The organism is Sporosarcina ureae (assembly GCF_002082015.1).
Classification (GTDB): domain Bacteria; phylum Bacillota; class Bacilli; order Bacillales_A; family Planococcaceae; genus Sporosarcina; species Sporosarcina ureae_A.
In genome coordinates this window covers 416,594-429,360 of the sequence record NZ_CP015109.1, presented here as the reverse complement: position 1 = coordinate 429,360, position 12,767 = coordinate 416,594, and the positions used below count along the sequence as shown (strand labels likewise).

Sequence of the window (12,767 nt, the reverse complement as noted above, 5' to 3'; positions counted from 1 at the left end):
AAGGTTAAGGGGTGACCAAATGTCCTATAAATATCATGAGAAGTCTATTCAAAGATCATTAAATTTTATTGAAGAACATCTGACTAATGAATTGCAGATCAACCTTTTGGCTGAACATGTAGGTTATTCGAAATTTCATTTTCAACGTATTTTCCGAAACATTATTGGGAAATCAATTGCTGAATATATAAGAGAACGGCGAATAACCCAAAGTGCGAGGGAGTTAATTACTACGGATCAAAGAGTGATTGACATAGCTATGACTTATCAATTTAATTCGCAAGAATCTTTTACAAGGGCCTTTAAGAAAGTTTACGACATGACACCAGGAAATTATCGGAAGCTGCTTAGAAAATTAGTTAGCAAAGGAGAATTCAATATGAATACAAAAAGTAACGCACCCTACGGTTGGATTATGACAGGGGAATCCCCATTTGATTATGAAACGGGGTTAGATACTAGGATTGTGCATAGCGGTAATAACTCAGCGTATTTGAAATCAAAAGATACAAATGCAAGAAGTTTTGCGACTTTAATGCAACAAATTAAGTCAGATCAATATCGAGGAGAACGAGTTCGGTTTTCCGCATTTGTGAAGAGTACAGAAGTTAAAGAAAGTGCGGGTTTGTGGATGCGAGTCGATCATTCTTCCGGAGAGGTTCTTGCTTTTGATAATATGATGAATCGACCAATCAAAGGAACAAACGAATGGAATCATTTCAGCGTTGTATTGGATATTCCAATAAAAAGTGAAGTAATAGCATTTGGGGTGTTGTTAAATGGAGCTGGTCATATTTGGATAGACGAACTTGGTTTTGAAATTGTAGACGAAAATGTCCCAGTAACTGAACAAAGCCCCACAGAGGGTTTATCCAATGAACCTGTCAATTTAAATTTTGAAGATAATACTACTGCCATCTAGAAAAGAGGGAGAGTAAATCCACTACGAGGAAAATTTGTCAGTTTTATTACTAATTGTAAATTTATTCACTTTTTTTATTGGACTTGGATTTTTATTTGGGGAAGATGAAGGTGAAAGCAATTTTTTAAAACGGGAATAGTATTCGATAATCGGGGCGCTTACGGAATAATGTTTGATCGAGTGAAGCGAAGGGGTGTAGTTCACCGCTCGCCCATAGGACACGCGTCCGGCTGCGGCGCAGATCAACGGGTTGTAACCACTATCCCATTATCGGGTATTTAGTTTGCGGCATAGCTGTGTCCCAGAATAGGGTCGTTCAGCTGAATGACTTATTGTAGGAATAATTATATCTGAAGTAAGTTTTCCTATATTACAAACTAATTTAGGGGGGAGAAATCATATGTTTCCTATACTAGAAACAGATAGATTGATATTAAGAGAATTAACAAATGAAGACGCGGAAGGCATTTTTGCTTGCTTTACTAACGAGGACGTAACACGTTTTTACGGTCAAGAAACGTTAAAGAGTGTGGTAGAAGCAGAGAAAATCGTAGATATATTCTCAAAAAACTATAGGGAAAAAAGAGGCATACGATGGGGGATTGAGCTAAAGAAAAACAAAGGTATAATTGGAACAATTGGCTTTAATGCTTGGTTGCCCAAACATAAACGAGCAGAAATTGGTTACGAAATTCACCCGCAACAATGGAGAAAAGCATATACCTCAGAAGCAGTTTCCGAAGTTATTACCTATGGATTTGATGTTATGGGGTTAACTCGTATAGGTGCAGTCGTATTTATTGAAAATGAGGCCTCGAATAAGTTATTAGGAAAAGTAGGCTTTCAACAAGAGGGAGTTTTAAGAAACTATATGCATCAAGATGGAAAGCCGTATGATACATACGTTTATTCCCTCCTTAGAGAATAGTCTTAATCGAGGGAAATAAAAAGCATTCTTTTATCGGTGAAGAATTTGTTGACGAATATTATCTCGCCAAGTTCATAGACGCTTCTATCGAATAGACTAGCTAAGTCCTCATTCCATTACGAATGAGGACTTTTTAGGTATGTGAATGCATTTTTCATTGGTTATTTACGTACTTCCAGCGTCTCCAGCATCTGTTCAAATCGTGCGCCATGGCCTTCTTGCGCTTCCAAGAAATAATTTTCCGTAATGAGCAATGTGCCTCCGTCTACTTCCATCATGTAGATCGTCACGACTTCGCTATCTGATTGTTCTCCTGAAGTTCCGTGCAAGGAAAGGGCGTTGATTGATGCAGAAATCGACTTTTCCTCAAGCGGCATATTGTATTCCTGTTTCATATCTTCCTTTACATTTTCTGGCGTTTGATTTTCGACGTATAGAAATGTCATATTTACCTCAGGATACCCTTTAGGCATATCAGCGATCGGGGTGAGCTTGTCTTCTTTCTCACCGGTCTCAAACGTGTACCGTTCGGAATCGATGTACATCGAATACAATGCATCGCTACCTTCAACCAGGTCCATCGTGATAGTGGAGTCTTCACCTTCAACCGAGACGACCACATCCATTGTAGATCCGCGTTCCGGCAACGTCGTCGTTTCGTCAGTTGTTTCTTCGGCTGGTGTTTCAACAGGTGGTTTTACTTCATCAGCAGGTTCTTTTGTTACTGAATTACAGCCGGCAAGTAGTAGAGATATAGCAAAACTTGCATAAATCATCGTGCGCATTTCGTTTCTTCCTCCTTTAGCATGTGTGTAGAGCCTCTTGGTATGTATACGTTTACACGGTAACGAAGGTTTCAAAAGTCGAGCAAATCATTAGAAATAAAAATAAGCAAGCGCTATAATAAGTCTTGCAGATATTAAAACATAAGGGAGATCTTCAGAATGACTATTAGAGTAAAAGCAGTAATCGGAAGTACGAGTTCCACTTCATACAATTTAAAGTTAGTAAATTTCATGGCTAAACGATATAAAGAAGAATTGGAAATTACGCCAGTTCTTATCAATGATTTAGAAATGTTCTCTATTGATATTGAAAGTGAACCACCTGTAGCCGTACAAACATTTAAAGATGATGTGAAAGATTCGGATGCAGTTTTATTTGCAGCACCAGAATATAATTTCTCCATTCCTGGCGCCATGAAAAATGCGTTGGATTGGTTGTCACGTGGCGGCGACTTTACGTTACACGGAAAAACGGGCTTTATCGTAGGAGCATCAATGGGAGTATTCGGTTCTGTAAGAGCGCAGATCCACTTACGTGAAATTCTTTCTAACCCAGCATTGGCACCTAACTTATTGCCAGGCAACGAAGTATATATCGGAGCGGTTCACACGAAAATGGATGAAGAAGGGAATATTACGGATGAAGCGACGATCGCATTCCTTGATACTGTCGTTCAGAATTTCATCGCATTCCATAAGAAACAACAAGCAATTGCTCACGTATAAGTAGGATGAATGGACACGAATTTTATGTGTCCATTTTTTTATGCAGGTTTCTGGAGGTTGAACAAGTAGAAAACCCGTTCGTATGCTATAATAGCAGGTATACTTTAGGGGGAGACTACTTTGTACGATTACATAAAAGGCTATGTGACACGTGTGACACCTGAATATGTTGTGCTGGAGCAATCAGGAATTGGTTGGCAAGTCATGACGCCAAATCCATTTGCGTTCCACGTAACAGAAGAGGTACAGCAAGTGTTCACGTATTTGCATGTGCGTGAAGATACGCAGTTATTGATCGGTTTCAAGACGCTGGAACAACGTGAATTGTTCCGTAAACTGATTACCGTTTCGGGAATCGGTCCTAAAGGCGCGCTCGCAATTCTTGCGAACGGCTTGCCTTCTCAAGTAGTGAGTGCGATTGAGCGCGAAGATGAAGGGTTCCTTGTGCAGTTTCCAGGTGTCGGCAAGAAGACGGCTCGTCAAATGATTTTGGATTTAAAAGGCAAACTTCATGATCTGTTTACAGAAATTGATTTGCCGGATTCGGAAGACACGTTGCTTACGCTTGCGGAAAGTGATGAGCTCGATGAGGCGATGCTTGCATTGACTGCGCTTGGTTATTCGGATCGTGAACTGAAGAAAGTGAAGCCGAAGCTCGAGAAAGAAGAACTCGATACAGAAGGCTATATGCGTCTGGCGTTAAAATTATTATTGAAACAAGGCTAATACGATGGAGGTGGTTCCAATGGATGAACGCATACTGACGAATGAAGCAACGGATTTTGATGATAGTTTTGAACAATCATTACGCCCGCAATTATTGCAGCAATATATCGGTCAGCAACAAGCGAAAGATAATTTATCGATTTTTATTGAGGCGGCAAAAAAGCGGGAAGAAAGTTTGGATCATGTGTTGTTATACGGTCCTCCTGGGCTTGGAAAGACGACGCTCGCTACGGTGATCGGCAATGAAATGGGTGTGAATGTTCGCATGACGAGCGGTCCCGCTATTGAACGTCCGGGTGACTTGGCGGCAGTGGTATCTTCATTGGAGCCGGGCGACGTCCTGTTCATCGATGAAATTCATCGGCTAAACCGCGCGATTGAAGAAGTGCTGTATCCAGCGATGGAGGATTTCTGCCTCGATATTATGGTTGGAAAAGGTCCGACGGCACGGTCTGTACGACTAGATCTGCCGCCGTTTACATTGATCGGTGCGACGACGCGTGCAGGGGCATTGTCTGCACCGCTACGTGACCGTTTCGGAGTCCCGCTTCGACTTGAGTATTATGAAGTGGAATCATTGACGGAGATCGTTATTCGAAGCGCGAATTTATTTGGCGTGGACATCGATCCGCAGGCAGCTGTCGAACTGGCGAAACGCTCTCGCGGAACACCGCGTATTGCCAATCGTCTATTGCGAAGAGTGCGCGATTATGCACAAGTGCGCGGGAACGGAATCATTACACATTCGATTGCACAAGAAGCGCTCGATATGTTACAAGTGGATCATCATGGACTCGATCAAATCGACCATCAGTTGCTTCACAGCATGATTGAACGGTTCCGTGGGGGGCCAGTCGGCATCGATACACTTGCTGCAAGTATTGGGGAAGAGTCGGTGACGATCGAAGACGTTTATGAGCCGTATTTATTACAAATGGGATTTATTCAACGTACATCAAGAGGTCGGATGGCGACGGAAAAGGCTTACGAGCATTTCGGCTATCCGCTTCCTGAGTGACAGATAGGAGTTAGCAAGATGGAAGTAGAAGACTTTGATTTTGATTTACCAGAACATTTAATTGCCCAAACACCGCTTTTGGATCGCACAGCGAGCCGTTTACTCGTCATGGGGCGTGATAACGGTACGGTTACACATAAGCATTTCCGGGATTTAGTGGATGAACTAGAAGCAGGGGACTTGCTAGTGTTGAACGACACAAAAGTATTGCCGGCGCGTTTGATCGGGACGAAAGAAGAAACTGGCGCAACGATTGAAGTATTGTTATTAAAAGAGACAGGTGATGACCGCTGGGAAACGTTGGTCAAGCCTTCAAAACGTATAAAAGTAGGGACGGTCGTGACGTTTGGTGACGGCTTGTTGCAGGCTGAATGTACCGCACTCGGTGAACAAGGTGGGCGCGAATTCAAATTTAGTTATGACGGCATTTTCTATGAATTGCTCGATCAGCTTGGACAGATGCCATTGCCTCCATATATTACTGAGACATTAGAAGATCAGACGCGCTATCAAACCGTTTTCGCAAAAGAGCGTGGATCTGCGGCAGCACCTACAGCAGGCTTGCATTTTACAGATGAAATCTTGGATGCATTGCGTGAAAAAGGCGTGCAGATCGCATTCATTACGTTGCACGTTGGACTAGGTACATTCCGTCCTGTTAGTGTAGATTCAATTGAAGATCACACGATGCATGCAGAATACTATGTCATGACGGAAGAGACAGCAGCACTCGTTCGTGAGACAAAAGCGAATGGCGGCAATGTAGTGGCGGTCGGTACGACGTCTACACGGACGCTTGAAACCATCGCTTCAGAGAATAATGGGGAAGTCGTCGCAGCAAGCGGCTGGACTTCGATATTTATTTATCCTGGGTATGAATTTAAAGCAATTGATGGTTTGGTGACGAATTTCCACTTGCCAAAATCTACACTATTGATGCTGTTGTCCGCATTTGCCGGACGTGATCATGTCATGCATGCATATGAACAAGCCGTGAAAGAGCAGTATCGATTTTTCAGTTTTGGCGACGCGATGTTTATTCGCCCAGCTACAAGAAAGGAACGAGGTTAATTGGCAGCTATTACGTACGAACATATCAAAACATGTAAACAAACGGGTGCGCGACTTGGAATTGTTCACACGCCACACGGTTCATTTGAAACTCCTGCTTTCATGCCAGTCGGAACACAAGCTACGGTCAAAACGATGGCTCCGGAAGAATTGAAGGCAATGGGTGCAGGGATTATTTTAAGTAACACGTATCATTTATGGTTACGTCCAGGTAATGAAATTGTGAAAGAAGCAGGCGGATTACATAAATTCATGAACTGGGATCGTCCCATTTTAACGGATTCCGGCGGCTTCCAAGTGTTTTCCTTAAGTAAGTTCCGCAATATTAAAGAAGAAGGTGTTCATTTCCGTAATCATATTAATGGAGATAAGCTATTTTTGAGTCCAGAAAAAGCGATGGAAATTCAAAACGATTTGGGTGCCGACATTATGATGGCGTTTGATGAATGTCCTCCATTTCCTGCGACGCATGAGTATATGAAAGCCAGTGTCGAGCGTACATCACGATGGGCTGAACGTTGCCTTGAAGCACATGGACGTCCAACAGATCAAGGACTATTCGGTATCGTACAAGGTGGCGAATTTGAAGATCTTCGTAAGCAAAGTGCACGTGATCTAGTATCGATGGATTTCCCAGGCTACGCAATCGGTGGATTGTCTGTCGGGGAGCCAAAAGATATTATGAATAAAGTGCTGGATTTCACGACACCGTTGCTTCCACAAGATAAGCCTCGTTATTTAATGGGTGTTGGATCTCCAGACTCATTGATCGACGGTGCGATCCGTGGAATCGATATGTTCGACTGTGTCTTGCCGACGCGTATTGCACGTAACGGTACATTGATGACAAGTGAAGGTCGTGTAGTTGTCAAAAATGCGAAGTATGAACGAGATTTTGGTCCGCTTGATCCGAACTGTGATTGTTACGCGTGCAAAAATTATAGTCGTGCCTATATTCGTCATTTAATTCGTGCGGGTGAAACATTTGGCATACGGTTGACGTCCTATCATAACCTGCACTTCTTGCTGAATTTAATGGAGCAAGTGCGTCAGGCAATACGTGAAGATCGCCTCGGTGATTTCCGCGAAGAGTTTTTTGAGCAATACGGCTTCAACAAACCGAATGCAAAAAACTTTTAAATCTTGTATAATAAAAAATGATGCTTCAGGAAGGGGGAAAATATTTAATGATGGAACAATACGGTGGTATTTTCACACTAGTCATCATGGTGGCTATTATGTGGTTTTTACTTATTCGTCCTGCTCAGAAGAGACAGAAAGCAGCGAAAGAGATGCAAAATAGTTTAAAGCGTGGAGACGAAGTAGTCACAATCGGTGGTATTCATGGTACTGTGGATGCGGTAGATGAAACTTCTATTTTCTTGCGTGTATCGGACACTACAGTTTTGCGTTTTGACAAGCAAGCGGTAGGTAGAGTCGCAACAGCGTCATAAGTAAAAGCGGAAATTATTGGTTTATCCATAGATTTCCGCTTTTTTGTTTGCTTACGTATAGAAAAAAGATCTGCCGGCACACTAAGTGTGAAGGAGGCAGATCTGCTGTGCATGAGTTACTAATTATCGGGTTGCGTACGGTGTTTTTATATGTTTTTCTTCTTGTGATATTACGAATTATGGGAAAACGAGAAGTTGGTGAATTGGGTGTCATAGATATCGTCGTCTTTATCATTATGGCGGAAGTAGCTGCGATGATTGTAGAATCTCCCGATAAACCGATTATTGAAGGGATTCTTCCGATCCTCCTATTGTTGGTCATTCAATATATATCCTCCATGATTTCATTGAAAAGTAAAAAGTTTCGTGATGTAGTCGATGGCGATCCGACGTTAATTATTCGACATGGAGTGATCCAGGAAGAGGAAATGCGTAAACAGCGTTATAATCTGGACGATTTGTTTCAACAATTACGAGAGAATCAAGTCGGTTCGATTCATAATGTAACGTTTGCGTATCTCGAGTCTTCTGGAAATTTATCTGTGTTCACTAAAGACGGTGACCTGCCAATTGTTGGCTTAGTACTCGACGGGGAAATGCAGCCCGAGCATTTAAAGTTGATCGGCAAGACGGAAGACTGGTTGCTACGAAAATTACATGCTAAAAACATTACCGATTTGAGCACGATCTTTTATTGCACCTTTGAAAAAGGTGAAATTAAAATTCAATTGAAAAAAGGTTAATACCGTTTAACTAAATTCCGCAGCATGACAAAGTCCTGTGTTTTGATTTGTCTCGTCAACAATAATAAAACCAATAGCACACCGGATGTAATGGCGCATTCCACAAATAGATGATGGGATCCAATTGGGAGGAAAATTGGACGAATGACGACGGTCAGCAAGAACACGATATAGGTCATCGCGAACATGGAAAATCCAGTAGCGGTCGATTTATTTTGACGTAGTGTGGCGATATGCAAGAAAGATGTAACGAGTACACCGAAACCGATCGCGAGAACAGCACCTGTTTCTTGTAGACCTGGTTGCGAGGCTAAAATAAACATCACCGCAAGTTTTGCGATCCCTCCGTAAACGGAGTTTAGCATACCGGCTTTCGCATCACCTGTTGCCTGTAAAATGGAATAGAGTGGGCTTTGAATATAATAAAAGAAGAAAATGGGTGCGAGCAACGTCATATAGCTGCCACCTTCTACAATATGGAATAACTTCTCTGCAAGCTCTTGGCCATGCATATAAAATACGGTAGCTGCAAATGCACCAGTTAAGGCAGATAAACGCAATGCTAAGTGAATGCGTTCTTGCAGCTTCTTGACGTTACTCGAAGCGGCTGCCCCACTGACGGCTGGAACGAGTACGACGGATAATGCGTATGGAATAAATGCCGGAAACAATAATAACGGAATAAGTACCCCTGAAATGACTCCATACAACGAAGTGGCGGCTACGGTTCCAACGCCTGCCATGGAAAGTGCACGTAAAAAGATAATGGGCTCAAGAAACCATGTGAACGTTCCAAATAGTCGACTGCCTGACGAAGGAAGTGCCACCTCAAGAATCGGCTCCATTGGATAGCGCGGTTCTTTTTTCTGTGTCTTTGGTTGTTTCTTTTGTTGCTGATGGTATTTGTATAGAAGATAAAGTACCGACACGATTTCAGCAAGGAAGGTCACAGCCATCGCATACGCTGCATTCATCATAGGATCTTCTGGAGCTAGAATGTATGGCAACATCCATGTGATCAATAATATACGAAAGATTTGTTCGATCACTTGTGCCCATGCAGTTTCCTCAATACGTGAAATCCCTTGAAAATATCCTCTGATTAACCCACCAATGGAAGCGATAGGTACGATAGCGAGTGCTACGTATAATGCAGTGGAAGTTGCTCTGTTCCCAAGTAAAGTTTCAGCTAAAAAAGGAATAAAAAGAATACACGCGGGAATGAAGACTGCACCAGATAAAATCGTGATAAATGTGGCGGTTCTCATAACTTGTCGCAATTGTACGGTGCCGCCCTGTGCTTTTAACTCCGCTATCACTTTCGCAATTGCAGTGGGTACGCCAAGCTGTACTAAGGAGAGGAAAAAGATGAATGCCGGGTATGCGGTCATATAGATCCCGACGGTTTCTTCTCCTGCTACCCGCATAAATTGAATTCGATAGACGAAGCCGAGTAATTTTGATAAAAACACGGCCGCCATCAAAAAGATCGTCCCCCGAATAAATGATGACATCCTACACCACTCCTTCTGATTTGCCACGTTTTCCAATACAATGAGAATGCTTGGGCAAAACCCAAATATAGTTAAGTGTATGTGATATAATCAAGTTTATTCCGGAACTATACACGAGGGGGGAAGTGGCGTTGGATCAACAGTTGACAGACTTATATAGACAGTTGTTCCCTGCACTAGAAAGTAAAAAGAAAGAATTGACGTTTTACGGCTACTCGGAGATTACGGAGGAAGATTTACTGAAATATGTAGTGGAGAAAAAGTGGCGGAAAAAAGATATTTCTGCGATGCGTTCTTATGAAATGATTTCGGATGTTTTGGCCATTACGGCGGCACAGTTCATGACGCATACGCAAACCGAAGCTCAACGCAACAGTGAAGATGTGTTGGAGTTGAGTAAAGAGGAATGGTCTGTGTTATTTTCGCCTAAAAAAGCGGATTGATTTGCAATTCCTATCATGAAGTATTTGACACAGACAACCTACTGTTTCATAATTGGTATGTTGTACAATGAGAGAAGAAAGTACATAACAGGTGCTATGCCGCTCTAGTATATGAGGGGGAAAAGGAAATATGAAAAACAGAGGAAGGATCGTCGCGTTTTTGCTGCTTATCGTCATTTTGGCATCAACGGTATTTTCCACGACGAGTCCGATTTTAAAAGACGTCAAGTTAGGCCTTGACTTACAGGGTGGTTTCGAAGTTCTGTATCAAGTGAAACCATTGAAAGAAGGACAAAAGATTACGGAGTCAACAGTTGCCGATACGGCACGCGCGTTGACGAATCGTATTGACGTGCTCGGTGTAAACGAACCTAGCATCCAAATCGAATCAAACAACCGAATCCGCGTTCAGCTTGCCGGGGTAGAAGATCAGGAAACTGCCCGTGAATTATTATCCACCCAAGCCAACCTATCATTCCGTAATGCGAATGATGAATTGATGCTTGACGGAAATGATTTGAAAGAAGGTAAAGCAAAAGCCAATTTCGATGAAAATAACAACCCGGTTGTTACATTGGAAATGAAAGATCCAAATAAATTTGGAGAAGTGACTTCTGAAATTGCAGCAATGAAGCCGGATAACATGCTCGTTATTTGGTTGGACTTCATCGAAGGAGAACACTCCTTTAAAGAAGAAGCAATGAAGGCGGACCCCGCTTTCATCTCGGCTCCGTATGTGTCTAAAACGATCAACTCTTCAAATGTTGAGATCTCAGGTAACTTCTCTATTGAAGAGACGAAAAACTTGGCGGGTATTTTGAACGCTGGTGCATTGCCTGTTGATTTAGAAGAAATTTACTCGACTTCTGTCGGTGCGCAATTTGGTGAACAAGCACTAGATAAAACGATATTTGCTGGAATTGTCGGTGTCAGCTTAGTCTTTATCTTTATGGCACTCTATTACCGTTTACCAGGGATTATCGCAGTCGTCACACTCTCTGTTTATATCTTTTTGATTTTGCTAGTGTTCACATTAATCAATGGGGTATTGACACTACCAGGTATTGCCGCATTAATGCTCGGGGTCGGTATGGCAGTCGATGCCAATATCATCACCTATGAGCGGATTAAAGAAGAATTGCGTGTCGGAAAATCGATTAAAACGTCCTTTACGGCCGGAGCGAAGTCTTCGTTCACCGCAATCCTCGATGCGAACATCACGACACTCTTAGCAGCAGTCGTATTGTTCATTTACGGTACAAGCTCTGTTAAAGGTTTCGCAACTATGCTCATTATTAGTATTTTGGTCAGTTTCCTAACAGCGGTTTGGGGATCTCGTCTATTGCTTGGACTACTCGTTCACAGTGGGTACCTTGACAATAAAGTGGGCTGGTTTGGATTAAACAAGAAACAAGTCCATTCAGCAGATGAAGGCTATGAGACATTGGATCTCACGACGAAATTTGACCGTTTTGATTTCGTTCATTCGAGAAAACGTTTCTATACGCTTTCTATCGTCTTATTGCTTGTTGGAGCTATTATGCTCGGCGTTTTCAAGCTCAACTTGGGAATCGACTTCTCAGGCGGTACACGTGTGGAAATGCTTGCTGAACAACAGCTCGATGAAACGGAAGTAACAAAGCTTCTTGAAGAAATCGGCCACCCAACGTCCGACGTCGTCATTTCAGGCGATGAAAAGAATATTGCGGTTGCACGATATAAAGAAGACTTCGGACAAGAAGAAGTCAATAAAATCAAAAAAGAGCTATCTGAAGTATACGGTGCAGAACCAAACGTTTCGACGGTTTCCAATACGGTAGGAAAAGAGCTCGTGCGTAATGCGATATCTGCATTAGCAATTGCGGCTCTAGGGATCATCATCTACGTAGCGTTCCGTTTCGAATGGCGCATGGGTCTAGCAGCAATTATCGGTTTACTGCATGACGCGTTCTTCATGATTGCGATCTTCAGTATTTTGCGACTTGAAGTGGACATCACATTCATCGCTGCGGTACTGACGATTATCGGTTACTCTATAAACGATACGATCGTCACCTTCGATAGAATACGTGAAAACTTGAATCGCTCGAAACATATTAATAATGACGACGAGTTGGCGGCAATCGTCAATAAATCATTACGACAAACACTTGGCCGTTCAGTGAACACGGTGCTGACAGTCATCTTCGTTGTAGTGGCATTAATGGCACTCGGTGCAGAATCGATTCGACCATTCTCCGTCGCACTATTGATCGGTTTGCTGGCAGGTACGTATTCTTCCATCTTCATTTCTTCTCAACTTTGGTTCGACCTAAAGAGAAAGCAAATTTCGAAGAATGGTGGAATGAAAGTAGAAAAAGAGAAAAAACAATGGGGCTCAGACGAACCGGTTGTGTAATACGTTTGAACTATATAAAGAGCAGGGTATACTTCGGTA

At 42.5% G+C, this 12,767-nt stretch carries 13 protein-coding genes; 11 read left to right on the top strand and 2 right to left on the bottom strand.

From position 1 onward, the window contains the following. Positions 1–19 precede the first annotated feature (19 nt). Positions 20–922 (top strand): helix-turn-helix domain-containing protein, encoded by a 903-nt coding sequence (locus SporoP17a_RS02135; RefSeq protein WP_083031793.1) that lies wholly within the window; start codon positions 20–22, stop codon positions 920–922. A gap of 400 nt (positions 923–1,322) precedes the next feature. Continuing rightward, positions 1,323–1,850: a GNAT family N-acetyltransferase gene (locus SporoP17a_RS02130; RefSeq protein ID WP_083031790.1), complete on the top strand. Its 528-nt coding sequence runs from the start codon at positions 1,323–1,325 to the stop codon at positions 1,848–1,850. Positions 1,851–2,011: 161 nt separating this feature from the next. Here SporoP17a_RS02130 and SporoP17a_RS02125 read toward each other — a convergent pair whose 3' ends face one another. Continuing rightward, positions 2,012–2,635, bottom strand: a complete 624-nt coding sequence (locus tag SporoP17a_RS02125) for a hypothetical protein (protein WP_083031787.1) — start codon at positions 2,633–2,635, stop codon at positions 2,012–2,014. A 159-nt stretch (positions 2,636–2,794) separates the two neighbouring features. On the opposite strand from SporoP17a_RS02125, the gene SporoP17a_RS02120 reads away from it, so the two are divergent. From SporoP17a_RS02120 to SporoP17a_RS02090, 7 genes are all read left to right on the top strand, one after another. After that, entirely contained in the window at positions 2,795–3,361 is a 567-nt protein-coding gene (locus SporoP17a_RS02120) for an NADPH-dependent FMN reductase (RefSeq protein WP_083031784.1), read from the top strand. A gap of 120 nt (positions 3,362–3,481) precedes the next feature. Beyond that, positions 3,482–4,087, top strand: a complete 606-nt coding sequence (ruvA, locus tag SporoP17a_RS02115; protein ID WP_029053712.1) for a Holliday junction branch migration protein RuvA — start codon at positions 3,482–3,484, stop codon at positions 4,085–4,087. A 19-nt stretch (positions 4,088–4,106) separates the two neighbouring features. Further along, complete coding sequence (gene ruvB, locus SporoP17a_RS02110; RefSeq protein ID WP_083031781.1) at positions 4,107–5,105, top strand: Holliday junction branch migration DNA helicase RuvB; 999 nt, start codon at positions 4,107–4,109, stop codon at positions 5,103–5,105. Between the two features lie 18 nt (positions 5,106–5,123). Beyond that, on the top strand, positions 5,124–6,176 hold the full coding sequence (queA, locus tag SporoP17a_RS02105; RefSeq protein WP_083031778.1) for a tRNA preQ1(34) S-adenosylmethionine ribosyltransferase-isomerase QueA: 1,053 nt from the start codon (positions 5,124–5,126) through the stop codon (positions 6,174–6,176). Beyond that, entirely contained in the window at positions 6,177–7,316 is a 1,140-nt protein-coding gene (gene tgt / locus SporoP17a_RS02100; protein ID WP_083031775.1) for a tRNA guanosine(34) transglycosylase Tgt, read from the top strand. It begins immediately after the preceding gene. A gap of 47 nt (positions 7,317–7,363) precedes the next feature. After that, positions 7,364–7,630 (top strand): preprotein translocase subunit YajC, encoded by a 267-nt coding sequence (yajC, locus tag SporoP17a_RS02095; protein ID WP_369802807.1) that lies wholly within the window; start codon positions 7,364–7,366, stop codon positions 7,628–7,630. A gap of 107 nt (positions 7,631–7,737) precedes the next feature. Next, complete coding sequence (locus SporoP17a_RS02090; protein WP_083031773.1) at positions 7,738–8,373, top strand: DUF421 domain-containing protein; 636 nt, start codon at positions 7,738–7,740, stop codon at positions 8,371–8,373. On the opposite strand, the gene SporoP17a_RS02085 is transcribed toward SporoP17a_RS02090, so the two are convergent. Then, complete coding sequence (locus SporoP17a_RS02085; RefSeq protein ID WP_083031770.1) at positions 8,370–9,887, bottom strand: putative polysaccharide biosynthesis protein; 1,518 nt, start codon at positions 9,885–9,887, stop codon at positions 8,370–8,372. The genes SporoP17a_RS02090 and SporoP17a_RS02085 overlap by 4 nt on opposite strands. 131 nt (positions 9,888–10,018) lie before the next feature. Between SporoP17a_RS02085 and SporoP17a_RS02080 the strand changes: the two genes are divergently transcribed. Both SporoP17a_RS02080 and secDF read left to right on the top strand, forming a co-directional pair. Continuing rightward, positions 10,019–10,330: a post-transcriptional regulator gene (locus tag SporoP17a_RS02080; protein WP_167693363.1), complete on the top strand. Its 312-nt coding sequence runs from the start codon at positions 10,019–10,021 to the stop codon at positions 10,328–10,330. Positions 10,331–10,460: 130 nt separating this feature from the next. Then, entirely contained in the window at positions 10,461–12,728 is a 2,268-nt protein-coding gene (secDF, locus tag SporoP17a_RS02075) for a protein translocase subunit SecDF (protein ID WP_083031764.1), read from the top strand. Positions 12,729–12,767 lie beyond the last annotated feature (39 nt).